25 protein-coding genes and 1 tRNA gene are annotated in these 21881 nt (G+C 66.1%); 6 read left to right on the top strand and 20 right to left on the bottom strand.

All coding sequences use genetic code 11. The features are described from left to right. Positions 1–10: 10 nt before the first annotated feature. From Q7I88_RS15500 to Q7I88_RS15485, 4 genes are all read right to left on the bottom strand, one after another. The gene (locus tag Q7I88_RS15500; protein ID WP_305096805.1) at positions 11–292 is read right to left on the bottom strand and encodes a VirB3 family type IV secretion system protein; all 282 of its coding nucleotides are present in this window, start codon (positions 290–292) and stop codon (positions 11–13) included. 5 nt (positions 293–297) lie between these two features. Then, the gene (locus tag Q7I88_RS15495) at positions 298–594 is read right to left on the bottom strand and encodes a TrbC/VirB2 family protein (RefSeq protein ID WP_305096804.1); all 297 of its coding nucleotides are present in this window, start codon (positions 592–594) and stop codon (positions 298–300) included. A gap of 1 nt (position 595) precedes the next feature. Then, positions 596–1213: a lytic transglycosylase domain-containing protein gene (locus tag Q7I88_RS15490; protein WP_305096803.1), complete on the bottom strand. Its 618-nt coding sequence runs from the start codon at positions 1211–1213 to the stop codon at positions 596–598. A gap of 137 nt (positions 1214–1350) precedes the next feature. Continuing rightward, a complete protein-coding gene (locus tag Q7I88_RS15485; RefSeq protein ID WP_305096802.1) occupies positions 1351–1716 on the bottom strand; it encodes a hypothetical protein in 366 nt (121 codons plus the stop codon). Between the two features lie 252 nt (positions 1717–1968). On the opposite strand from Q7I88_RS15485, the gene Q7I88_RS15480 reads away from it, so the two are divergent. Further along, entirely contained in the window at positions 1969–3597 is a 1629-nt protein-coding gene (locus Q7I88_RS15480) for a beta-helix domain-containing protein (RefSeq protein WP_305096801.1), read from the top strand. 78 nt (positions 3598–3675) lie between these two features. Further along, entirely contained in the window at positions 3676–6387 is a 2712-nt protein-coding gene (locus Q7I88_RS15475; RefSeq protein ID WP_305096800.1) for a TonB-dependent receptor domain-containing protein, read from the top strand. A 240-nt stretch (positions 6388–6627) separates the two neighbouring features. Here the strand turns inward: Q7I88_RS15475 and Q7I88_RS15470 are convergent, their stop codons facing one another. The 6 genes from Q7I88_RS15470 to Q7I88_RS15445 all read right to left on the bottom strand — a co-directional run bounded on the left by Q7I88_RS15470 (position 6628) and on the right by Q7I88_RS15445 (position 10628). Next, positions 6628–7302, bottom strand: coding sequence for a response regulator transcription factor (locus tag Q7I88_RS15470; protein WP_305096799.1), 675 nt, complete (start codon positions 7300–7302; stop codon positions 6628–6630). A gap of 85 nt (positions 7303–7387) precedes the next feature. After that, a complete protein-coding gene (locus Q7I88_RS15465; RefSeq protein ID WP_305096798.1) occupies positions 7388–7516 on the bottom strand; it encodes a DUF2474 domain-containing protein in 129 nt (42 codons plus the stop codon). After that, entirely contained in the window at positions 7516–8517 is a 1002-nt protein-coding gene (gene cydB / locus Q7I88_RS15460; RefSeq protein ID WP_305096797.1) for a cytochrome d ubiquinol oxidase subunit II, read from the bottom strand. Before cydB ends, Q7I88_RS15465 begins: the two co-directional genes overlap by 1 nt. After that, positions 8514–9926: a cytochrome ubiquinol oxidase subunit I gene (locus Q7I88_RS15455; RefSeq protein ID WP_305096796.1), complete on the bottom strand. Its 1413-nt coding sequence runs from the start codon at positions 9924–9926 to the stop codon at positions 8514–8516. The genes cydB and Q7I88_RS15455 overlap by 4 nt, the downstream gene beginning before the upstream one ends. Positions 9927–10016: 90 nt before the next feature. Then, positions 10017–10376: an ArsR/SmtB family transcription factor gene (locus tag Q7I88_RS15450; RefSeq protein ID WP_305096795.1), complete on the bottom strand. Its 360-nt coding sequence runs from the start codon at positions 10374–10376 to the stop codon at positions 10017–10019. A gap of 162 nt (positions 10377–10538) precedes the next feature. Next, a tRNA-Ser gene (locus Q7I88_RS15445) sits at positions 10539–10628 on the bottom strand. Positions 10629–10822: 194 nt separating this feature from the next. On the opposite strand from Q7I88_RS15445, the gene hspQ reads away from it, so the two are divergent. Beyond that, a complete protein-coding gene (gene hspQ, locus Q7I88_RS15440) occupies positions 10823–11203 on the top strand; it encodes a heat shock protein HspQ (RefSeq protein ID WP_305096794.1) in 381 nt (126 codons plus the stop codon). A gap of 7 nt (positions 11204–11210) precedes the next feature. On the opposite strand, the gene Q7I88_RS15435 is transcribed toward hspQ, so the two are convergent. Next, a complete protein-coding gene (locus tag Q7I88_RS15435) occupies positions 11211–12113 on the bottom strand; it encodes an ABC transporter permease (protein ID WP_439648349.1) in 903 nt (300 codons plus the stop codon). An 84-nt stretch (positions 12114–12197) separates the two neighbouring features. Here Q7I88_RS15435 and Q7I88_RS15430 point away from each other — a divergent pair, with 84 nt between their 5' ends. Continuing rightward, positions 12198–12875, top strand: a complete 678-nt coding sequence (locus Q7I88_RS15430) for a GcrA family cell cycle regulator (protein ID WP_305096793.1) — start codon at positions 12198–12200, stop codon at positions 12873–12875. 80 nt (positions 12876–12955) lie between these two features. On the opposite strand, the gene Q7I88_RS15425 is transcribed toward Q7I88_RS15430, so the two are convergent. Further along, complete coding sequence (locus Q7I88_RS15425) at positions 12956–13771, bottom strand: helix-turn-helix transcriptional regulator (RefSeq protein WP_305096792.1); 816 nt, start codon at positions 13769–13771, stop codon at positions 12956–12958. 251 nt (positions 13772–14022) lie between these two features. Between Q7I88_RS15425 and Q7I88_RS15420 the strand changes: the two genes are divergently transcribed. Further along, complete coding sequence (locus Q7I88_RS15420) at positions 14023–14490, top strand: GAF domain-containing protein (protein ID WP_305096791.1); 468 nt, start codon at positions 14023–14025, stop codon at positions 14488–14490. Here Q7I88_RS15420 and Q7I88_RS15415 read toward each other — a convergent pair. The 7 genes from Q7I88_RS15415 to leuC form a co-directional block, all read right to left on the bottom strand. Continuing rightward, positions 14487–14786, bottom strand: coding sequence for a hypothetical protein (locus Q7I88_RS15415; RefSeq protein WP_305096790.1), 300 nt, complete (start codon positions 14784–14786; stop codon positions 14487–14489). The two genes, Q7I88_RS15420 and Q7I88_RS15415, sit on opposite strands and share 4 nt — an antisense overlap. A 175-nt stretch (positions 14787–14961) precedes the next feature. Beyond that, positions 14962–16302: an MFS transporter gene (locus Q7I88_RS15410; protein ID WP_305096789.1), complete on the bottom strand. Its 1341-nt coding sequence runs from the start codon at positions 16300–16302 to the stop codon at positions 14962–14964. A 63-nt stretch (positions 16303–16365) separates the two neighbouring features. Next, positions 16366–17316, bottom strand: a complete 951-nt coding sequence (locus tag Q7I88_RS15405; RefSeq protein WP_305096788.1) for an SDR family oxidoreductase — start codon at positions 17314–17316, stop codon at positions 16366–16368. Positions 17317–17454: 138 nt separating this feature from the next. Continuing rightward, the gene (locus Q7I88_RS15400) at positions 17455–18324 is read right to left on the bottom strand and encodes an SDR family NAD(P)-dependent oxidoreductase (RefSeq protein ID WP_305096787.1); all 870 of its coding nucleotides are present in this window, start codon (positions 18322–18324) and stop codon (positions 17455–17457) included. A gap of 2 nt (positions 18325–18326) precedes the next feature. Beyond that, positions 18327–18869: a hypothetical protein gene (locus Q7I88_RS15395; protein ID WP_305096786.1), complete on the bottom strand. Its 543-nt coding sequence runs from the start codon at positions 18867–18869 to the stop codon at positions 18327–18329. A 114-nt stretch (positions 18870–18983) separates the two neighbouring features. Continuing rightward, positions 18984–19382 (bottom strand): GFA family protein, encoded by a 399-nt coding sequence (locus Q7I88_RS15390; protein ID WP_305096785.1) that lies wholly within the window; start codon positions 19380–19382, stop codon positions 18984–18986. Continuing rightward, positions 19379–20809, bottom strand: a complete 1431-nt coding sequence (gene leuC / locus Q7I88_RS15385) for a 3-isopropylmalate dehydratase large subunit (RefSeq protein ID WP_305096784.1) — start codon at positions 20807–20809, stop codon at positions 19379–19381. Before leuC ends, Q7I88_RS15390 begins: the two co-directional genes overlap by 4 nt. 78 nt (positions 20810–20887) lie before the next feature. On the opposite strand from leuC, the gene Q7I88_RS15380 reads away from it, so the two are divergent. Then, the gene (locus Q7I88_RS15380; protein ID WP_305096783.1) at positions 20888–21454 is read left to right on the top strand and encodes a sterol desaturase family protein; all 567 of its coding nucleotides are present in this window, start codon (positions 20888–20890) and stop codon (positions 21452–21454) included. On the opposite strand, the gene Q7I88_RS15375 is transcribed toward Q7I88_RS15380, so the two are convergent. After that, complete coding sequence (locus tag Q7I88_RS15375; protein ID WP_305096782.1) at positions 21422–21880, bottom strand: RES family NAD+ phosphorylase; 459 nt, start codon at positions 21878–21880, stop codon at positions 21422–21424. The two genes, Q7I88_RS15380 and Q7I88_RS15375, sit on opposite strands and share 33 nt — an antisense overlap. Between the last annotated feature and the right edge of the window lies 1 nt (position 21881).

The following is a 21881-nucleotide window of genomic DNA, read 5'->3' as shown; positions in this document are numbered from 1 at the left end:
CTTTTCCGCGTTAGGCGGCGTAGCTGTTGCAGCCCCAGCGCTGCCAGTTCTTGACGCGCGGGCACTTGCTGACCTTGGTGATCCACAGGTCGAACACGCGCGGTTCGCGCAGGCAGGCAAAATAGCCCACCAGGTGCATCGCCAGCGCGCCGATCAGGGCCAGGAAGCTGCCCGTGATCAGGAACAGCTCGGTCGTGACCGCGGCGTTGATGATGAAGAAGTTGTAGGTCACCCCGGCGAACATCTGCGGCCGTGTGAGCGCGCGGTGGACCGGGTGGCGGACGAGTTCCATGTGCCTCAGCCCGCCGCGGTCTGGATGCCGGACACGATCGAGGCGGCGCCGAACAGCACGAAGCAACCGACGATCACCGTCGCACCGAAGCGCCAGTTGAGCCGGCCGGTTAACATCATGAAGCCGACAGCTGCGACGGCCATGACCGCGACCGCCGTGGCGACGTTGCCGAGCAGAGTGCCCTGCATCCATGTGAGCGCGTTGACGATCGGGCCCGAACCTTGCGGATCGGTCGACCGCGCTTGGGCTGCGGCCGGGAGGAGGAGCGCCAGGGCGGCGACAAGGCTGGAAATGGTACGCATCTCAGTTATCACTCCGGGAATGGTCCGACAGCCGCCCCATGATGGCAGCTACGTACGTCTGGGTTTCGCGAATGCGGGGGACGCCGCCGGCCCGCTCGACGCGGCCGGGCCCGGCGTTGTAGGCGGCGAGCGCCTTTTCGATATCGCCGCCGAAGCGGTCGAGCTGCTGGCGCAGGTAACGCGCGCCGCCCTCGAGGTTGGCGAGCGGATCGTCGGCATCGACGCCCATCTCGCGCGCGGTCGCGGGCATGAGCTGGGCGAGGCCGCGCGCGCCGACCGGCGACTGCGCCGCTTCGTGCCAGCGGCTCTCCTGCCAGACGAGCGCTTCGATCAGCGCCGGGCTGAGGTCGAAGCGGGCGGCGAGCTGCCGCACGGCGACTCGATACTTCGGGGGCAGGGCGGCGCTGCTGTCGAGCGGCGAGGCAACCGCCTCTTCGGGTACGTCGAGGCCGGTAACGTCAGGAAGGCTTGCATGGGCGGCGTCCGTTGGCGCAATTTCCGCGGTCGGGCCGCCCGAAATCCACGCCGCGCCCGAGCTACCGATCTCGAGAACGTCGGCATGCGCCAGCGTCGGCGCAGCGGCGACCAGAAAGGATAATGGAACAACGAATCGACGCACTGGCAAATTGCCCTCCGCCGGACGCTGCTAAGACCTTCTGATGACAAGACGGAGACAGCGCGGCAGAGCTGCGCATGCGAGTGCGGGCGACCGTGCCGAGGCACGGGCGCCCGCCCGATCAATTCCGGTTTTTGGTTCTAGCGCGAGGCGAAGCGCGGCGAGTCGAAGGCTCCTCTGTCGAGCATGGCAAGCGCCTCGCGCGCGAGCGTGCGCGAATCCACCCAACTGCCGCTCGCCGTTTCCAGACGATAGCGGTCGGTGCTGGCTGCGGCCTCGAACATGGCTCGCGCCCGGTCGGTATTTCCTTCGCGCGCGTAGGCTATGCCCAGGTTGATAAGGCGTGCGGGATGGTCCGCGTTGCGCGCGTCGGCGTGCTGGATCTTGTCGATGGCGGCCGCTGAACGGCCAGCGCGCATCTCCGGATACGCCACTTCGACGACGTTCTCGTTGGTGGCGGGGGCCTGGACGACCAGTGCAGAGGCCAGGATCATGGCAATCGGCATTTGATAATCTCCCAAAATTTCTGGTTCTTGTCATCCTGTCTGGCTCGCTCGCACCCCGACCGCAACAAAAATGAAATATTGTCACCGAACTGTAACATTCGGCCGAACATTCGCGGCGCGATGTCACAACTGTCACATCTCGAACATAATTAGGGAACTGTAGCAAAACGGAAATCTTGCAAGATTCCTGTCACCTCGCGGCCCTAGCGGCGAGTCGAGACGGTCATTTCTGCCGCCTTCGATTCTCACGCCATGAGGGGACTTTCTGCTGTGAAATACTTCAACCGCTCGCTCGTACTCGGCTGCAGCCTGCTCGCGCTTTCCGCCTGTGGGCCCGACGACGTCGCTTCCCCGGGGAATTCGTCCGGCGTCACCGTGAACATCAGCACGCCTACGCCTTCGCCCACCCCCACTCCGACAGGTCCGGCCACGGTGACTCCGGCCGGCACCTGCCCGACGATCGCCGATCCGCAGGGTCTGACCGATAAGGGCACGATCAGCGGCCCGACCGGCACCTACCGCGTCTGCGAACTTCCGCGCACCATGAAGGTTTCCTCCACGCTACCGAAGGTTGCCGGGCTGCTCTATTCGCTGAACGGCCGCGTCGACGTCGGCTGCGACGGCGGCTTCAGCGCTCCGACCACGGGCGCCCCATACACCTCGACCACCGTCGGCTGCTCGACGCCGCTGACCAAGGACACCAATGTTACGCTGACGATAGCGCCGGGCGTGATCCTGTTCGGCAACACCGGGCAGTCGTGGCTCGCGGTCAATCGCGGCAACAAGATCATGGCCGAAGGCACGGCGACGGCCCCGATCGTCTTCACCAGCAAGGACAACGTGGGCGGCCTCAACTCGGACAACTCGATCGGTCAGTGGGGCGGTGTCGTCCTGCTTGGCCGGGGCAAGATCACCGACTGCAACTATGGTTCGGTTGCCTCCGGCACCTGCGAGCGCGACACCGAAGGCGCGGTCGACAAGGCGATCTTCGGCGGTAACGACGACAACGACAATTCGGGCGTCATCAAGTACGTCCAGATTCGCTATTCGGGCTTCGTGCTCAGCGCGGACAAGGAACTCCAGTCGCTCACCAACGAAGGCGTAGGCAGCGGCACGGTGATCGATTACCTCCAGTCGCACAACAGCTCGGACGACGGCAGCGAGACCTTCGGCGGCGACCTCGGCATGTCGCACTACATCGTCACCGGTGCGGACGACGACAGCCTCGACGTCGACGCCGGCGCGCGGCTGCGGGTCCAGCACGCGTTGCTGCTGCAGCGTCCTGGCCAGGGCGACACGTTCATGGAAATCGACAGCAACGGCAAGGAGGACGACACCCCCCGCACGCGCCTTGTGGTGGCGAACTTCACCGCCGTCCAGCCGCAGGCGAGTGCGCAGAACGACGGTTCCGGCGACCTCGCTGCAACCATGTTCCGCGGCAATTCCGACACCACGCTGGTCGACGGCGTGATCTACGCCCCGAACAACGAATGCATCCGCATGAACGGTTCGGGCACGACGCCGGCAACGCTTAAGGCCTTTTCGGTCGTGCTGACCTGCAATTCGACGAAATACATCGGCACCGGCAGCTTTACTGCGGCCAACGTTGCGACGGCGTTCGGATCGGGCTCGAACAACAATAACGACAGCCTGACCTCCACCCTTACCTCGCTGTTCGTGAACGGCGCGAACGAGGACGGGGTCGCGGTCACCGACGCGGCGACCTACAACTTCGCCCCGCTGTCGACGTTCTTCACGACCCCGACCCACATCGGCGCCGCCTACAGCGGCAACACGTCCTGGTACTCCGGATGGACCTGCAACAGCTCGTACGCGCCGCTCGGCGGCGGTTCGGCCTGTACCTCGCTGCCGACCACCTGATCGGCCGCCCGGCACGTTCGCGGGGGCAGCCGGACACTGGCTGCCCCCGTCCACGCATCGTTTAATGAGGGAATTCCGATGTCCACCATGTTGCGTCTGGCAGGCGCTTTGCTGCTCACATCCGCACTCACCGCGCCAAGCGTCGCGTTCGCGCAGGACACCACGTCGCCAGATGCGACCGAGACGCCGGGAGACGCGACTGCGAATTCCGAGCCCGACGACGCAGGTCAGCAATCGGTCGAAGTCTCCGTTCCCGGCGGCGGCGAGATCATCGTTACCGGACACGCCACGCGCAATGTCGAGCAGGCTTCGAACCAGGTCGTCTCGGTCCTCTCGGCCACCGAAATCGCCCGGACCGGCGAAGGTGACATCGCCGGGGCGCTGGGCCGGGTCACCGGCCTCAGCGTGGTCGGCAACGGCTTCGTCTACGTCCGCGGCCTCGGCGATCGCTATTCGCTCGCACTGCTCAACGGCTCCCCCCTGCCGAGCCCTGAACCGCTCAAGCGCGTCGTTCCGCTCGACCTCTTTCCAACCGGCGTCATTGCCTCGTCGCTGGTCCAGAAGAGCTATTCGGTGAACTTCCCGGGCGAATTCGGCGGCGGCGTGATCAACCTCACGACAAAGGCGACACCCGACGAAACCTTCCTCACCATCAGCGCGGGCACGTCGCTCGACACGATCACGACCGGACACGCCGGGCTGACCTACTATGGCAGCAGCACCGACTGGACGGGATACGACAACGGCAACCGCGATACGCCCCCCGCGCTGGCGGCGTTTTTCGCCAGCGGCGAGCGGATGAGCTCCGGCACGGTCGACACGACCCAGATCGCGCGGGAAATCGTTACCGGGCGCAATTCGGTGGTGCAGCACTTCGACCACATTCCGGCGAATTTCTCCGGCAGCTTTTCCGCCGGCACCAGCTTCGACCTCGGCACCGGCACGTTGGGTGTGATTGCCGGCGGCGGATACAGCAACAAGTGGTCCACCCGGCAGCCGTTGCAGCAATCGTCGCTCAACGCGCAGCTCGATCAGCTGGAGACCGACTTCAGGACGACCGTGACCGACAACCGAATCGTCGCCAACGGTCTGTTTGGGCTCGGCTACGAATTCGCCGACAGCAAGATTCGCTGGACCAACCTCTATATCCACGACACCGACAAGCAGGCACGGATCGGGCTCGGACAGCGTCACCAGAGCGCGGCCGACTTCCTCCAGCAGCGCACCGGCTGGTACGAACGGCAGCTGTTCGACAGCCAACTGGTCGGGGAGTTCAAGCTCACGCCCGACCTCGAGATCGACGCACGCGGCGGTTATGCCAATTCCAAGCGCAAGGCGCCCTACGAACTGTTCTTCGAATACGTTCGTAGCAACGGCACGGTCGATCCGTTCGGTCAGTATTTCGTCAACCGGCTCAACAACGGCAACGGGGGCGACGGCGGGGCGACCTTCTCCGATCTCAACGAGGATCTGTGGTCGGGCGGGCTCGACCTGTCCTACGAAATTGCCACGGGTTACAAAGTCACGGTCGGCGGGGCTTATGCCAACACGAAGCGCATCAGCACGCGCCGCGACTTCCTGTTCCTGGCGCCGAATACCTATCTCGGCGATGCCAACGTGATTTCCGCCATCGGGTTGCTGCGGCCCGACCTGTTGATCAATGCGCTGACCGCCACCCCCACCGGCAACGGTCCGACCACGCCGATTGGCGTGACGATGATCGAGACCGACGAGGGCAATCCCTCGTTCGCCGCGGAGCTCGACAACTGGGCCGGTTACGGCAAGGCCGACCTGCAGCTGACCGATGCGCTCAACCTCGACATTGGCGTGCGTTACGAGGACGCGACCGAAACCGTTTCGCCGGTGCAGGTGTTCACCGTTCCAGGGTCGAGCGCCGCGACGACCTCGCTCAAGCGCACTTACTGGCTACCGGCGGCGACACTCACTTACGAGATCCAGCCCGGCATGCAGGTGCGTCTCAGCGCCTCGAAGACGATCGCCCGTCCGCAGTTCCGCGAACTCATCAACCAGCCGTACTACGATCCGGAAACCAGCCGTGCCTACCGCGGCAACCCGCTGCTGACGGACAGCCAGCTCTACAACGGCGAAGCCCGCTTCGAGGCCTACTTCGGGCGCGACGAGAGAGCCTCGGTGGCCGGCTTCTACAAGCGGATCGATCATCCCATCGAGGCCTTCGTCACCGGGCTCGACTTCCTCACCTCCTACGCGAATGCGCCCAAGGCGGAACTGTATGGCGGCGAGATCGACCTGCAGAAGTACTTCGACGTCGGCGACATCGGCAGCGGCTTCCGGCGTTTTCTGATCGCCGGAAATTATACCTACACCAAATCGAAGCTGAAGGTCGGCGCCAACGACACGGTGCAGTTCTACGGCGCTTCCTCGACGATCGCGACGGACTACTTCACCGACGGCGTGCCGCTGACCGGGCAGTCCGATCACGTCGCCAACCTGCAACTCGGGCTGGAAAACGAAGATCGGCTCTCGCAGCAGACGTTCCTCATCAGCTACGCCAGCAAGCGGGTCATCAGCCGCGGGCTGATCGGGACGCCGCCGCAGCCAGATATCTACGAGAAGCCCGGCGTACAGCTGGACTTCGTTCTGCGCGAGGGCTTCACCCTCGGCGGGCACGCCTTCGAGGTGAAAGGCGAAGTGCGCAACATCCTCGGCACCGCGCATGTCGAGTACCAGCAATCGGGGGCAAATCGGCTCGAGGTCAACACCTACGACGTCGGGCGGACCTACGGCCTGACCCTGTCGGCGACTCTTTGAGGCAATGACGCGCGGGAAGGGGCCGAAGATCGCAGCAGGTCGACTGACCTGACGTTGCCCATGGGCAGGATTTTCCTTTCCCGCGCAGTCCCGCCGCGTCTAGCCGGACCGGCGCGACAGCGGAGCGCGCCACGAACCTTCGCAGGGCGGTGAAAGCCGGATCAGGGCAGGCGGGTGTTCGACCCGTTCGAGCACGAAGCGTCTGCGGTAGATCGGCGTATTTGTCCGATTGGCGCCAATTCAGATGATGTCGAGCACGTAGCCCTTGTTGGTCACCGTGCGCAGAATCTGCCCCGCGCCGGCCTTGCGCAATGCGGAGCGCAGGCGCTTGATCCAGACGTCGACGGTGCGCAGGTAATCGGGGTCGCCCGACTTGCCGAGTGCCGATATAAGCTCCTTGCGCGACAGCACCCGGTTGGGGTTTTCGGCGATGAAGCGCAACAGGCGGAATTCATTGGGACTCAAGGTCAGCAGTTGGTCGCCCCAGCAGGCGCGCTCGGCAGCCGGCATGATCTTCAACTTGCCGGCTTCGATCACCTCTGGGGCGGCGCGAAAGCCGGCGACCGGATTGTGGGCGAGAATCCGGTCGAGCATCGCTTGCCGGCTGGCCGGCTGGAGCATGTAGTCGTCCGCCCCGGCGCGCAGCGCGCGGCGGCGATCCTCGGCGTCTTCGAGCTCGAGAACCATCGTGATGTGCGCGTCCTTGGTCCGCGGGTCCGCGCGCAGCCGGTGGCACATTTCCAGGCCCGAAAGTTCGGGCAACATCCAGTCGACGAAGATCCAGCAGGCTCCCTCGATCAGCGTCGACGGCCCCTCGGGCGGCAGGTACTTGAAGACGAATTTAGAATCGTTGAGTTCGAAGTCCTCGAAGGATTCGACCTCCTCGGAGGTTCCGAAAATCAAGACGAGGTTCATGCCGGTCAGCCCCTATCTCGGGGCCTTGTGCGGTGCCGATATGACTTGTTTGTGACTCCTTGGAGGTTTTCTTTGTCAGGCCAAACTAGGGCGCGAGGACCAGCCTGAGAAGCCAGGCAACGGCCCCGAGCACCGCCACGCTGGCCGCCCAGATCGCCGCCATCCAGGCCAGCCGCCGCCACAGCGGCCTCTGCGATTCCGCGCCCGCAGCCATCAGTGGTATCCTTCGCTACCGACCTTGCCGCGGAAGACCCAATAGGCCCAGCCGGTATAGCCGATGATCAAGGGCAGCGTCACGGCGACGCCGACGAGCATGAAGACTTGGCTGCGAGGCGGGGCGGCGGCGTCCCAGATCGAGATGCCGGGAGGCACGACGTTGGGCCAGATCGTCACCCCCAGGCCGGCCATGCCGAGCAGGAACAGCGCCAGCGCGAGGAGGAAGGGTGCGAGTTCCTTGCGCTTCTTCAGCGACCAAAACAGCGCGAAGGCGACGATCGCCGTGAGCAGCGGCACCTGACTGGCGAACAACAAATTGGGCATTTCCAGCCAGCGCGCGCGGTACTGATCGAGCAGCACGAGATTGTAGGCCGAGACCGCGGCCATCAGCGCGAGCGTCGCCGCGGCAGCGCGCGTGGCCAGGCGATAGGCGTGCTCCTGCACGTCGCCCGCTAGCTTCCAGATCATCCAGCAGGCGCCGAGCAACGCGTAACCGGCAACGGTCCCGAGCCCGGTCAGAAGAGTATAGGGCGTCAGCCAGTCCCACCAGCTGCCGGCGTAGGCGCGGTTCGCAACCTTGATCCCCTGCAGCAGCGCACCGAGGATCATGCCCTGGGCCATCGCCGCGACCAGCGACCCGCCGAAGAAGGCCATGTCCCAGAAGGGCCGGTGGCCGGGATCGCGCCAGCGGAATTCGAACGCTACGCCGCGGAATACGAGGCCCAGCAGCATGGCGACGATCAGCGGGTAGGTCGCCGGCAGAACCACCGCGTAAGCGAGCGGGAACGCGGCGAGAAGCCCGCCCCCGCCGAGCACCAGCCAGGTCTCGTTGCCGTCCCAGACCGGCGCGATCGCATTCATCGCCCGGTTGCGGCCATGCCCCACCGTGACCGTCGGAAAGAGGATGCCGATGCCGAGGTCGAAGCCGTCCATCACCACGTAGGCGAACACCGCGAAGGCGATGATGAAGGCCCAGATCACGGTCAGGTCGATGCTCATGATCCGTCCTTCATCTCGGCCGGGCCCGGAACGATGCCGGCGGTGCGGATGGGCGCGGGCGGCTGCTGAGCGGGGCCGGCTTCGCCGCTGTGCGGGGGCTGAGCCGCCAGGCGCAGCAGGTACCAGATGCCGACGCCGAACACCGCGAAGTAAATGACGATGAAGGCGAGCAGCGAGGCGCCGACCGCCGGCGCTCCGAGCGGGCTGGCGGAATCGGCGGTTCTGAGCAGGCCGTAGATGGTCCACGGCTGGCGCCCGACCTCGGTGGTCACCCACCCGGCGATCACGGCCACGAAGCCCGCAGGCGACAGCAGCAGCGCGGTGCGGTGCAGCGGCGACCAGTCATAGAGCTTGCCGCGCCAGCGCGCGACAATGCTCCACAGGCCGAGCCCGAGCATGGCGAACCCTATCCCGACCATCACGCGGAAAGACCAGAAGACCACGCCGATCGGCGGCTGATCCTCGCGCGGCACGGTGTCCAGCCCGGCCAGCGGGGCATTGGGATCGTGCTTGAGGATCAGCGAAGAGGCCTTGGGGACCTCGAGCGCGAAGTGCACCGTCTGCTCCTTGCTGTCGGGAATGCCGAACAGGATCAGCGGCGCACCGTCGGGGTGGCTCTGGTAATGCCCTTCCATCGCCATGATCTTGGCCGGCTGGTGCGCGAGCGTGTTGAGGCCGTGCTGGTCGCCGGCGAGTATCTGCAGCGGCGTGACCAGAGCGGCCATCCACATCGCCATGGAGAACATCGTGCGGGCGTGGGCGTTGGTGCGGTCCCTGAGCAGGTGCCAGGCCCCGACCCCCCCGACCGCGAAGGCGGTGGTCAGGTAGGCGGCGAGCACGGTGTGGACGAGTCGGTAGGGAAAACTCGGGTTGAACACGATCGCCCACCAGCTTGGGCCGGGCAGGAACTGGCCATTGGCGCCCATCTCGAAGCCGGTCGGGGTCTGCATCCAGGAGTTGACCGAGAGGATCCAGAACGCCGAGACGAAGGTGCCCAGCGCAACCATGCAGGTGGCGGCGAAGTGCAGGCCCTTGCCGACCTTGCTCATGCCGAACAGCATCACGCCGAGGAAGCCGGCCTCGAGGAAGAAGGCGGTCAGCACCTCGTAGGCCATCAGCGGCCCGATCACCGGACCGGCCTTGTCCGAAAACACCGCCCAGTTGGTGCCGAACTGGTAGCTCATGACGATGCCCGAGACGACGCCCATGGCGAAGACCACGGCGAAGATCTTGAGCCAGAAGCGGAACAGATCGAGGTAGAGCGCCTTGCCGGTTTTCAGCCACAGGCCCTCGAGAACCATCAGGAAGCTTGCCAGCCCGATCGAGAAGGACGGGAAGATGAAGTGAAAGCTGACCGTGAACGCGAATTGCGCCCTTGCCAGGAATAGGGGGTCGAGAAGGGAACCCATCCCTGCTTTCTAGGCCTTCGACGCGGTCGGACCCAAGTGTTTTGTGGTCATTGGATATTGCAGAACGTGCAACACCGGCGCCTTCGCCTTTCACTCAGTGGGGGGCGGGGCGTAAATCTCGCACAAGGTCTTGAGCACGCGGACCGCGTGTTCGTCGCCAATCCGGTAATATATGCTCTGGGCATCGCGCCGGGTCGCCAGAAGGCCGGATTCCCGCAACTTAGCCAGGTGCTGCGAAGTCGCCGATTGCGCCAGGCCGATATGTTCGGCGAGGAAGGAAACCGAGCACTCGCCTTCGAGCAGCTTGCACATGATCAGCAAACGCTGTTCGTTGGCCAGCTGCTTGAGAAGGCCGGACGCCCGATGCGCGCTTTCGCGCAGGACTGCAATGTCGCCTTCCGACACCACGTCGAGGGGGGCGGGCGCTTCGGGGGCAGCGTTCGAATTCATGGCGACACCCTAATCCGATTTCGAGCGCAAATGCAAAGACTTGCTTGGTAAACGCGGCGTAAGCGTTCATTCGCCCGATCAATATGGGGCTGCGCCGACGCTATGCAATCCGTGCCGCGCCCCAGGACGGCTTCGGCCGCCGCACTGCTGATCGAGGGAAAATGGCGGAGAGGGTGGGATTCGAACCCACGTTACGGTTGCCCGTAAACCGCATTTCGAGTGCGGCGCATTCGACCTCTCTGCCACCTCTCCGCGGGGTGATTCCGGCGCATCGGGGCGCCTGGTCGACCGGAAAGCGCGGCGGTTAGCCGAAGGGTGCGTGGTTGCCAAGCCCGCTCCGAGCATTTTTTCCGCGGGACTTCAGGCGGTCGCCGGCCCAGATATCCGGGCATGAGCCGGGAGACAGCGCTTGTTTAGCACCTGCGGCATTCTATATTCCCTGTCTCATGGACCGATCGCAGTTCTATTCTCCGCAGGCAGGGCGTCGCATCGACGCTCCGGCCGCCTCGCACGCCCGCTTCGGTATCGGTGACATCGTCAAGCATCGCCTGTACGATTTTCGCGGCGTGGTGTTCGACATCGACCCGGTCTTCGCCAACAGCGAGGACTGGTACGAGGCGATCCCGCAGGACATGCGCCCGCGCCGCGACCAGCCGTTCTACCACCTGCTCGCCGAAAACGAGGACAGTTCCTACGTCGCCTACGTCAGCCAGCAGAACCTGCTCGGCGACAGCGAGGGCGGGCCGGTCGATCACCCCAGCGTGCACGAGCTGTTCGAAGACTTTGCGGACGGGCGTTACCGCCTGCGCCGCAGCCTCACGCACTAGGGCGCGGTCAGCTCTTCAGCTTCCAGCCGCTCTTGAGCAGGCGATAGGCGCCCCAGCCGAACGCCAGATTGAGCACCCCTAGGCCCAGCGCGGCGCCGATCACCGCGTGATTGGTGTTGCCGATGTCGCTCTGGCCGAGGAAGCCGAAGCGAAAGCCCGAAATGATGTAGAAGAACGGATTGGCCCGGCTGATCGCCTGAAACAGCGGCGAGAGGTTGCTGATGACGTAGAACGTGCCCGACAGCAGCGAGAGCGGAGCGACCACGAAGTTGGTCACCGCTGCGTTGTGGTCGAACTTTTCGGCCCACAAGCTGGCGACGAGGCCGAGCAGCGAAAGGAACGTTGCGCCCATCAGCGCGAACCAGGCAATCGCCCACGGGTGAGCCGCCTGCATGTGCACGCCCGGCCAGAGCCACATCGCCAGGGCCAGCGCGCCGCCGACCATGAAGGCGCGCGTGATCGCGGCGCCGACAATGCCGATCATGAGCTCGGCATTCGACAGCGGCGGCATCAAGAGGTCGATGATCGTGCCCTGGATCTTGCCGGCGAGCAGCGAGAAGCTCGAGTTGGCGAAAGCGTTCTGCATCATGCCCATCATGATCAGGCCCGGAGCGACGAAGGTGGCGAAAGGCACGCCGAGCACCAGGCGGTTGCCGCGCCCCATGGCGACGGTGAAAATGACCAGGAACAGCAGGGTTGTGACCGCCGGCGCCCAAATCGTCTGGGTGTGCACCTTGAGAAACCGGCGCACCTCCTTCATATATAGACTCCACAGCCCGATCCGGTTGAAACCATGGATCACGGGCTGCCCCTTGGGCGGAAACCGCTTCCGCATCTTCTCGTTGGTCTGCGCCGGGCCGGAACGCGGTTCGGCAGCGGCAGTCACGACGGGTTGGGCTTGATCGGCCATGGGGCGCCGACTATCGGCAGCGCCGCGTGCTGGCAAGCGCAACGCGGCTGCGCGACACGAATTTGAAAAAGGTAACGACGTACGATGAGCTGGACTGACGAACGCATCGCCAAGCTGACCAAGATGTGGGAGGGCGGGGCGACCGCCAGCCAGATAGCCGACGAGCTGGGCGGTGTGTCGCGCAACGCGGTCATCGGCAAGGCGCACCGCCTCGGCCTCAAGTCGCGTCCCTCGCCGGTCAAGCCCAACGAGAAGCCGGCCCCGAAGGCGGGCAAGGCCGCAGCACAGGCCAAGGTCGCCGCCAAGCCGCGGCCGAAGGCGCCAGCGGCCGCCCCGGCTCCTGCGCCACGGCCCGCGCCCGAATCCGGCGATTCCCCGGCCGTGGCGAGCCCGAGCCAGCCGGTCCCCAACCCGTCGCAGGGCATGCCGAAGATCGTTTCCGTCGGCCCCGGCGGCTTCCTGCGCCAGGGGCCCGGAGACCAGCAGGCGCCGATCCCGCCGGCTCCGCCCCGCCGGCTCGTGCCGGCGAAGCCGAGCCCCGAGATCGCCGACAAGACCAGTCTGCTCGATCTCAACGACCGCGTTTGCCGCTGGCCCATGGGTCACCCCGGCGAGGCCGACTTTCATTTCTGCGGCGTGAAGGTGAACCCCGGGTTCCCCTATTGCGTTGAGCATTGCGGCCGGGCCTATCAGGCGCAGCTGCCGCGTGGCGCCCGGCGTCCCCCGCCGCCGCTGCCTTTCGGTGGCCCGCGCGTCCGCTAAGGCTCTTTTGTCCGGACCGAGATTCCCGCACTCTTCGATGGTCTCGGTCCCGCCGCAGCAGCGTTATGGGCGCACCGCGCCTAGAGCCGCCGCGCGGCTGCCTCGCGCATCAGGCGTTGGTGGTCCCACGAGACGATGAGCCCGAGGGCAAGGGCCTTGGTCGAGGCGGTGGTGCGGTCTGACACGCCCAGCTTGGCGAAGATGCGCCGAACGTAGACATCGACCGACGAGGGGGCGATCGACAGGACCTCGGCGATCACGCCGTTGCTCTTGCCGATACTCATCAGCTGCAAAACTTCGAGTTCGCGCCGCGAAAGCGCGACGACGGAGTCGTCGCTCCTGACCAGGCTGCAATAGTGCTGGAACGCGATTTGGCCCATCGAATTGATCCGCAACAGTACCTGCTCGTCGGGCCGCGGCGCGTCCGGTGCGAGGATCAGCCCCAGGAACCCGCAGCGACCGTGGGGCCCATAGCACACGGTGCCAATGCCGCGGCCGAGACCATAGCGGCCTGCCAGTTTTAGAAAGCGTCGATCGCGCTCGCTCCACACGTCCGGATCGATATCCTCGGGCCAGACGAACGGTCCCGCACGTGCCATCGCCAGGGCCGGCACGGGATCGAAACTGTACAGACAGCCGCGATAATGGCGGGTCCAGGTAGCGGGAAGGTCCAGAGTGACGACAATCCGGCCGGCGCGCGGGTCGGCTTTGGGCGGAGTCACGAAATAGCCCTTGGCGATGCCGAGATAGGAAACCACGGCGACAGTGGCGTCGCGCAGAGCCGCAACATCCTGCGACGTAGCGATCTTGCTCAGCAGGCTACTGAAATCTTGCTGCTTCTCCGACATGGCGTACTTCCGGCCCGACGCCCGGACTCCGGGCGAAAAACCCTGCATTCTCTGTCGTTTCGGAACTCGTGCCACTCCTACGCCGGGCACGCAAGCCCTCGCGCCGGCAAACGCGCTCGAACGCGCCCGGCGGGAGGTGCGGTGACTTTCTTACGAGAGCGGCCGAGGAATTGCCTGTCACGCAGCTGCGGGACATGCGCGCCGCGCGAATCTATGTAAAAGCTCCGTTAACCGCTCGCAGATATATCCGCGGCACCGAGGCCAGACTTGGCCAAGCAAATAGATGGACGCCGAGCAAAGTGAGCCGGGACAACCAAGCCGAGAAGACCGCGACTCTGGCGGCCCCGGAATCGCCTGCGGCGCGGCGCGCCCGTGCTCTCGGGACGCTCGCCGAGCTGGTTCGCCGCGCCATGGGCTGTCAGGCCGCGGTCATCAGCATTCCCGGCGAGCAGCGCCCGGGCGCGGAGCGGATGGCAGCGGTGGCCGGCCCCGACGACGGCGTCTGGCCCGGCGCTGCGGTCGCTGGCGACGACGCGCACCTTTTGGCGGATCCCGTCGCCGCCGGCGATCTAGGGCTCCCATTCTATGCCGGAGTTCCGCTGCGGACCAGCGACGGTGCGGTATATGGAACCCTGGCGGCCCTTGACGCTCGCGAGCGCGAGCTGGGAGACGACGCGCTGGAAACCCTGAAGCTCTTCGCGCGGCTGGTGCGGGACGTTATCGAGCCGCCGGCAGAGCCCGCCGGTCAGCGCGCCAGGCCAATCTAGCCTGCCGCGCCGGACGGCGATCGGTCGAGCCCGCCGAGCGCGACCCGGCCCTTGGCAGTGAGCACAGCGTCCAGCACCCGCGGCTCTGGGCCGGCGCCCACAAGAAGCGCTTCGTACATCATCCAGCCGCGGTCCTGGAGCCCTGTCATCAGTTGCAGGAAAGCGCGGTGGATCTCGTCCATTTCCAGGTCCGACGGGCGCAGGTCGACGGTGTCCGGCCAGCTGTTCAACAACCGGCGGGCCACGTGTTCGACCTGCCTGGCCGACACACCGGCAACTTGCCCCAGCTCGTCCATTGCTAAGAAAATCCCGCGCTCTGCTGCGCAAACAGCAACGTCAGGTAAAATGGTTAACAAAATCCTAATTTTGGGGCGGCGCGAATACTAGTTTCAGATCGGCTCGACGGCCGATCCGCTGCAGCGCTGGACCCGTCCGAGGCGCCGCCCTTGCGAGGTCCGGTCCGCCGGATTCCTATTCCTTTGCGGCGACCGCCGGCGGTACGTGGCGGTCGTTGATGATGGCCGCGGCCGATATCAGCAGGGCGCCGACGCAAAGCACGGCGAAGAAGGGCAGCAGACTGCCGCCCCCCAGGTCGATCAGCCAGCCCCCGAGCCCGGTGGCGGCTATCGCGCCGACCCGGCCGACGAAGATGCCGAAACCGATCCCGGCCGAGCGACACGAGGCGGGATAGCCGTGAGTCATCAGCGCGTAGAAGCTGGCGATGGCGCCGCTGAACAGTGCAGCCGAAAGACCGTAGAGCACGATAACCAGCGTTTGCTCGGAGGCGCTGGGGGGCCCGGAGAGCCTTTCGAGAACGACCGTGAAGACCACCAGAGTGACGAACAGGCTGCCGCTCAGCGCGGCGACGACCCGGCGCGAGCCGAGCCGCTGGATCACCAGGCCGACGGCGATCGAGGCGATCATCGAGGTGATCCCGCCGACCGCCACGGTGTAGGAGGCGGCATCGAGCGTCATGCCCTTGGCGGTGAGGAAGGTCGTGCCCCAGTTGAGCATTCCGTAGGCAACCATCGTGGCCGCCGCAAAGGCGATACCGATCCCCAGGTTGAGGCGGAAGTTGCTGGCATCGAGCACGCCGATCGCGCCGGCCTCGGTGTCGGTCATGTGTCGTTCGGTCACGAACTCGACATCCTGGTCGAGGACCTTTCGCGCCGCGATTCGGGCGGCATCGGGTTTGCCCCGCGCGAGCAGGAACGAGGGGCTGTCGCGCAAGATGGCGACGATCAGCACCACGACGATCAGCGTTGCGATACCCACCGCGACGAAGGTTCCGCGCCAGCCGTAGGCGTCGAGCAGCGTCGGGGCGAGCGAGGCGACCACGAGGCCCCCGGCGGGTGTGCCGACCGAGAGGGTGGTGACCCCGACCGAGCGCCATTTGTCGGGTAACCACTCGCCTGCGAGCGCGATGGCGTTGGCATAGGCAGAGCCGAACCCGAGCCCGCTGACCAGCCGCCAGGCCGCCATGATCCAGACGTCGTCGGACGTGCTCGCGCCCACCGTGCCGAGCGCGAAGACCAGTGAGGCGAGGGCCAGCGACCAGCGCCGCCCGACCATGTCGCCCAGCCAGCCGCCGCCCCACGAGCCAAGCCCGAAGCCGACCAGCGCCGAGCTCATGGCGATGCCGAAGGTTCCGCGGTCGACACCGAACTCGTCGATCACCACCGGCGCGACAATGCCGAGCAGCTGCGCGTCCATCCCGTCGGCGACGAGCACCAGCATGCAGATCGCGAACGTCAGGATCGAAAAAGTCTTGAGCTGCTGGCGCGAGATCGCTGCGCTGAAGGTGGTGGCCATCGGATTCTCCCTATCCCGTCGCCATCATTGCTTGCCGGACTCAAAAAGACCAGCGACTTGCAATCATTGTCCGCCGGCGGGTGACTTCGAGCCGAGGTCGAGCGCCATGTCCTCCTTGTTCTCGGTCGGTACGGGACGGTTTCCGGGGGCCATCAGGTTGCGGGTCATCTCCCAGCGCATGCCTTCGAATTTGAGCCGTCCGGGTGGCGCCTTTTCCTGCGGGAAGGCGGTCTCGATCTCGCGGTGGCGCTCCTTCACCTCTTCGAGGAATTCGTTGTTGGTGAAGATGTAGAAGCGGTTCTCCTTGATCGCCTCGACCACTGCCTTGCCGGTGTCGTAGGGATCGATCGCCGCGCGCATCGCGTCCCACAGGTCCTTCAGGAACTGCGGTGCGCCTTCTTCCTTGATGTGCTCGGGATCGTCCTCGGGCAGCGGCACGAGCGCGGTGCGGGTTGCGCCGGGGAATAGGCACGAGACGCCGATACCCTTCTCGGCGAGCTGGATGCGCAGGCTTTCGGAAAAGCCGCGCACGGCGTACTTGGCGGTCGAATAGGCGGCGAGGCCGGGCAGGGGGACGACGCCGGCCATCGAGCTGGTGTTGACCACGTGGCCGCCTTCGCCCTGTTCGCGGATGATCGGCACGACGATCTTGGTGCCGTTGACCACCCCGCCGAGGTTGACCGCCATCGCCCGGTCGAAATCGTCGAAGTCGGGGCTTGCCGCGGTGCCGCCGCCGTTAACCCCGGCGTTGTTGCACAGCACGTGGATCTTGCCGAACGCCTCGAGCGTCTCATCGACAGCGGCGCGTAAGCTGTCGCGATCGGCCACGTTGGCCTTGACGAAATGCACCGCGTTGTTGCCGGCGAGCTGTTCCTTCGCCTTGGCGATGTGATCGTCGCTCCAGTCGGCAAGGCTGACCTTCATCCCCTCGTCGAGAAACGCGCGCGCCATGCCAAGGCCGATGCCGCTGGCACCGCCGGTGATGAAGGCGACTTTGCCCGTCAGATCCTGCATTGGAATTCCTCCCCAGAATGGGGAGGGGGACCGCGACGCGCAGCGGCGTGGGGGAGGGGATTCTCCTCCTGGCGCGGCGCATGGGGCAGTCCCCCTCCACCATGTTTCACATGGTTTCCCTCCCCGTGCCGGGGAGGACTATTCATCCCTGAACTGCCCGAAGTCGGGCGCTTCTTCCTTCGTGTCCGGTGTCGCGCCCAGGACCGCTTCGCAGCGTGCCCGCATGGCATCCTTGTAGAAGCCGTGGGTGACGATGTAGGTCTGGTTGGCGAGGATGCCGTCGGCCACCAGTCGCCCGGCGTCCTCCGGCTCCATCCAGTTGTCGCCGACGATCCGGCGCTGCAGCTTGGCCTCGCTGGCGACATAGCCGCTGCCAGCGCGCAGGTGCTCGGGGCGGTTCTGCTGGGTCTCGTGGATCCTGCTCTTCACCGGGCCGGGCAGCAGGATCGAGACCCCGATGTCCTTGGTCGCCAGCTCCGCCTTCACGCTCTCGCAGTAATGGCACACGGCGGCCTTGCTGGCGGCGTAGATCGCCATGTGGCTCGGCATGACGACTTCGGCGGCAAGGCTCGCGGTCGAGACGATATGCCCGCCGCGGCCGTGCGCGATCATCTGTGGCAGGAACTCGACGAAGCCGTTGATCACCCCTCCGACGTTGACCCCGAAACCGAAGTCGTAGTCGGCGTAGGTTGCCTCGAGGATGGGGCCTTCCGGCCCGACGCCGGCGTTGTTGACCAGGATGTCGATGCCGCCGAAATCGTCGAGCATCTTCTGCGCCGCCTCGCGGTACTTCTCGCGGCTCGTCACGTCGAGCTGCAGCGCGCTGACCGCATTGGAGCGCCCGCCGCCGGCGAATTCGGCCAGCGCATCGTCGATGTGGTCTTGCCTGAGGTCGGCCAGCACGACCTGCGCGCCGCGCTCGACCAGCACCTTGGCGATGCCGAGGCCGATTCCGCTGGCGCCGCCGGTGATGAAGGCGATCTTTCCTTCGAAACTGGTTATCGGCATCGCTACTCCTCTTCTTGACTATGTCTGGCAGAGGCGGCGGACGAGGTAAACGATTCGTCGGGCCAGGCGGACATGGACCACGGATCGGCAAAGTTTTTCCGTGACCTTACGGCGGGGTCGGGTGCGGCAAGGTAGGGACTTTCGATCACCCGCAGCAAGGCGCAAGTATCTGTTTTAACGCGTGTTCCGATGTAGCGCCCGCCGCGCACGATGGGCTTGAGCGTGCCGTGATAAGCGCGGTGCCACAACTCGTAGCCTGTGACCTTCCGCGAAGAGATCGTCCGGCTTTCGCGCAGCCCCATCGCCGCGTCCCACGCCGCGTTGAAGCTCTCCGCTCCGGGCAGCTTGCGCAGCCGATAAGCGGTTTCCCGTGCCATGTTCACCCGCCGCGCCGCCTCGGCGACCGAGCGGGTCTCCGCCAAATGCCCGAGAAACTCGGCCTGCCTGAGGGGCGTCCAGCCGTCGCGCCGGGCGCGCAATGGGACGGGGACGAAGGCCGGCACTCGGCGGCGCGGCGGCGGGGTTTGCGGGGTGCTGCGGGTCATCCGGCAGGATGAAGCAGGTTTGGCGCGTGTAGGACATAGGTTTTCGGCGGCGGGCGCGGCCATCCACTCCACTGCCTGCCACGACCGAGGTTGATTGGTCGCGCCTGACTGGCTCTAAAACGGCCCCTCGCGCGTGAACGGTACTTCATCGCGCCGCGGCGGCGGCCAGTCGCCGTCGGCGGTTGCATCGCGGCCGTTGGGGAAGCGGATCGGCACGCCGACCAGCTCGGCGGGATCGAACAGGCGCATGCTCACGCCCATCCGGTCGAGCGGTTCGATCGATGTCCAGCCGACGTTGGCGCTGCACCTGGGGCAGAAGACGAACCTGATCCAGGCCGGGATGTCGGAGCGGACGAAGGTTTCGGTCTCGCCCTCGATGGTCACGTCGTCGGGAGGATAGTAGCCGGTCAGCGAGCCGAGCTTGAAGCACGCAGTGCAGTCGCACGAGTTCATGTATTCGGGCCTGCCCGGCACGGTGACGGTCACCGCGCCGCACAGGCAGAAGCCTTTCACGCAAGCTCCCTGACGTCGGTTAGCCTGCCGGTGACCGCCGCCGCCGCCGCCATCGCCGGGCTGACGAGGTGGGTGCGTGCGCCCGGGCCCTGGCGGCCGACGAAATTGCGGTTGCTGGTCGAGGCGCAGCGTTCGCCCGCCGGAACCTTGTCGGGGTTCATGCCGAGACAGGCCGAACAGCCCGGCTCGCGCCACTCGAGCCCGGCCTCGATGAAAACCTTGTCGAGCCCCTCGGCCTCGGCCTGCGCCTTCACCAGGCCCGACCCGGGCACGACGATGGCCCACTTCACGCCCGAAGCCTTCTTGCGCCCCTTGAGCACTTCGGCGGCGGCGCGCAGGTCCTCGATCCGGCTATTGGTGCACGAACCGATGAATACGTTCTGCACCTCGACCTCGTCCATCCGCTGGCCGGGCTTGAGGTCCATGTAGGCGAGGCTGGCCCGGGCCGCCTGCTGCTTGCCGGCGTCGGCGAAGCTTGCCGGGTCGGGCACGACGCCGCCGATGGCGACGGTGTCCTCCGGGCTGGTGCCCCAGGTCACGGTCGGCTCGACCTCTGCAGCGTTGATCGTGACGGTCTTGTCGAATTCCGCGCCCTCGTCGGAATGCAGCGTGCGCCAGTAGGCGACGGCCGCGTCCCATTCCTCGGCCTTCGGCGCCAGCGGGCGGCCCTTGAGGTAAGCGAAGGTCGTCTCGTCGGGCGCGATCAGGCCGGCGCGGGCGCCACCCTCGATGGACATGTTGCACACCGTCAGGCGGCTCTCGATGCTCATCTCCTCGAACACCTTGCCGCGGTATTCGATCACGTGGCCGGTGCCGCCGGCGGTGCCGATCGTGCCGATGATGTGCAGGATCAGGTCTTTCGAGGTGATGCCCGGGCCGAGCTCGCCCTCGACCACGACCTGCATGGTCTTGGACTTGCGCAGCAGCAGCGTCTGCGTCGCCAGCACGTGCTCGACCTCGCTCGTGCCGATCCCGAAGGCGAGCGCGCCCATGCCGCCGTGCGCGGCGGTGTGGCTGTCGCCGCAGACGATGGTCGTGCCCGGCAGCGAGAAACCCTGCTCGGGTCCGACGACGTGGACGATGCCCTGTTCCCTGGCCGTGGCGCCGAAGTAACGCACCCCGAAGGCCGGCGCGTTGCGTTCGAGCGCTTCGAGCTGGCCGCGGCTTTCCGGGTCGGCGATCGGCACGCGGTTGCCCTCGGCGTCGATCCGCGCGGTGGTCGGCAGGTTGTGGTCGGGCACGGCGAGCGTCAGCTCGGGCCGGCGGACCTTGCGGCCGTTCATCCTGAGCCCTTCGAAGGCCTGCGGGCTGGTCACTTCGTGGACGAGGTGGCGGTCGATGAAGATGAGGCAGGTGCCGTCGTCACGCGTCTCGATGACGTGGGCGTCCCAGATCTTTTCGTACAAGGTGCGGGGGCGGCTTGACATGGGCAAGAAATGGCCCCCCTGCCGTGGCAAGGCAAGCGGGGGCTGTCTTTGCGCGGCCAAAGCCCTTATTTAGCGAGCATGTCCTGGCTCGCCCCCGTCCTGATCGTCCTCGCCACCGCTTTGGCGATGGAGGCGGTCGCGTGGAGCAGCCACAAGTACGTGATGCACGGTTTCGGCTGGGGCTGGCACCGCGACCACCACGAACCGCACGACAAGCTGCTGGAGAAGAACGACCTGTTCGGCCTTGTCGGTGCCGCCGTTTCGATTGCGTTCTTCGCCATCGGCAGCCCGCTGGTGATGGGGGCGGGCGCCTGGTGGCCGGGCACATGGATCGGTCTTGGCGTGCTGTTCTACGGCGTGATCTACACGCTGGTGCACGACGGTCTCGTCCACCAGCGCTATTTCCGCTGGGTGCCCAAGCGTGGCTATGCGCGGCGGCTGGTGCAGGCGCACAAGCTGCACCACGCCACCGTCAGCCGCGAGGGCGGGGTCAGCTTCGGCTTCGTCTTCGTGCGCGATCCGGCGGCGCTCAAGGCTGACCTCAAGCGCCAGGCGGCAACGGGGCAGACGCGGCTGCGGGATAGCGTGCCCGGTGCTGCCGAGCTCGTGCCGTCAGGACGAAATCTCGGAGATCGGGCCGGCTAGGCGCAAGCACTCGGTCGCGAAGACGACGACGTGCGACAAGTCCGGTCGCGAGCGGGACGAATAGAGCATCGCCTGCGCCCCCGCGAGTCGTGCGGCATCGGAAAACTCCCACGTGGGGGAGGGGGCGCCGGCTGCATGCAGATCCTGCCATACGATCGAGGCCGCAGCATTGCCGCGGATGTCGGCCACCGCGGCCGCTTCCAGCCACATCGGGACAAGGACCCGTTGGGCTCCGTCGGAGAGATAGCGCCGGACGGCGACGCTCGCGCCCTCCGCGCTCAGCGAGGCATAGGCGGCGAGCTGGCCCGAGTGGTGAAACCGGCCTTCGGGGGCCTTCGCCGCAGCCTGGGGACAGTCGGCCTGCGCCGCGGGCAGGATGCGCCAGACCGGTCCGCTGAATGGCGCGAGAGGGACGACGCGGGTCATC

Origin of the sequence: Croceibacterium aestuarii, assembly GCF_030657335.1 — a bacterium.
GTDB classification, from domain to species: Bacteria; Pseudomonadota; Alphaproteobacteria; order Sphingomonadales; family Sphingomonadaceae; genus Croceibacterium_B; species Croceibacterium_B aestuarii.
Note: the sequence above shows the minus strand (reverse complement) of the source record. Positions and strands in the feature narration are given on the sequence as shown.

Coding starts and splice junctions, on each gene's coding strand:
- Q7I88_RS15405 (WP_305096788.1), bottom strand. CDS start 17,316: ATGCAGGATCTGACGGGCAAAGTCGCCTTCATCACCGGCGGTGCCAGC.
- Q7I88_RS15485 (WP_305096802.1), bottom strand. CDS start 1,716: ATGCCGATTGCCATGATCCTGGCCTCTGCACTGGTCGTCCAGGCCCCC.
- Q7I88_RS15425 (WP_305096792.1), bottom strand. CDS start 13,771: ATGCAGGGTTTTTCGCCCGGAGTCCGGGCGTCGGGCCGGAAGTACGCC.
- Q7I88_RS15410 (WP_305096789.1), bottom strand. CDS start 16,302: ATGGCCACCACCTTCAGCGCAGCGATCTCGCGCCAGCAGCTCAAGACT.
- Q7I88_RS15395 (WP_305096786.1), bottom strand. CDS start 18,869: ATGACCCGCAGCACCCCGCAAACCCCGCCGCCGCGCCGCCGAGTGCCG.
- Q7I88_RS15430 (WP_305096793.1), top strand. CDS start 12,198: ATGAGCTGGACTGACGAACGCATCGCCAAGCTGACCAAGATGTGGGAG.
- leuC (WP_305096784.1), bottom strand. CDS start 20,809: ATGTCAAGCCGCCCCCGCACCTTGTACGAAAAGATCTGGGACGCCCAC.
- Q7I88_RS15400 (WP_305096787.1), bottom strand. CDS start 18,324: ATGCCGATAACCAGTTTCGAAGGAAAGATCGCCTTCATCACCGGCGGC.
- cydB (WP_305096797.1), bottom strand. CDS start 8,517: ATGAGCATCGACCTGACCGTGATCTGGGCCTTCATCATCGCCTTCGCG.
- Q7I88_RS15435 (WP_439648349.1), bottom strand. CDS start 12,113: ATGGCCGATCAAGCCCAACCCGTCGTGACTGCCGCTGCCGAACCGCGT.
- Q7I88_RS15450 (WP_305096795.1), bottom strand. CDS start 10,376: ATGAATTCGAACGCTGCCCCCGAAGCGCCCGCCCCCCTCGACGTGGTG.
- Q7I88_RS15480 (WP_305096801.1), top strand. CDS start 1,969: ATGAGGGGACTTTCTGCTGTGAAATACTTCAACCGCTCGCTCGTACTC.
- Q7I88_RS15415 (WP_305096790.1), bottom strand. CDS start 14,786: ATGGACGAGCTGGGGCAAGTTGCCGGTGTGTCGGCCAGGCAGGTCGAA.
- Q7I88_RS15375 (WP_305096782.1), bottom strand. CDS start 21,880: ATGACCCGCGTCGTCCCTCTCGCGCCATTCAGCGGACCGGTCTGGCGC.
- Q7I88_RS15495 (WP_305096804.1), bottom strand. CDS start 594: ATGCGTACCATTTCCAGCCTTGTCGCCGCCCTGGCGCTCCTCCTCCCG.
- Q7I88_RS15455 (WP_305096796.1), bottom strand. CDS start 9,926: ATGGGTTCCCTTCTCGACCCCCTATTCCTGGCAAGGGCGCAATTCGCG.
- hspQ (WP_305096794.1), top strand. CDS start 10,823: ATGGACCGATCGCAGTTCTATTCTCCGCAGGCAGGGCGTCGCATCGAC.
- Q7I88_RS15470 (WP_305096799.1), bottom strand. CDS start 7,302: ATGAACCTCGTCTTGATTTTCGGAACCTCCGAGGAGGTCGAATCCTTC.
- Q7I88_RS15500 (WP_305096805.1), bottom strand. CDS start 292: ATGGAACTCGTCCGCCACCCGGTCCACCGCGCGCTCACACGGCCGCAG.
- Q7I88_RS15380 (WP_305096783.1), top strand. CDS start 20,888: ATGTCCTGGCTCGCCCCCGTCCTGATCGTCCTCGCCACCGCTTTGGCG.
- Q7I88_RS15475 (WP_305096800.1), top strand. CDS start 3,676: ATGTCCACCATGTTGCGTCTGGCAGGCGCTTTGCTGCTCACATCCGCA.
- Q7I88_RS15465 (WP_305096798.1), bottom strand. CDS start 7,516: ATGGCTGCGGGCGCGGAATCGCAGAGGCCGCTGTGGCGGCGGCTGGCC.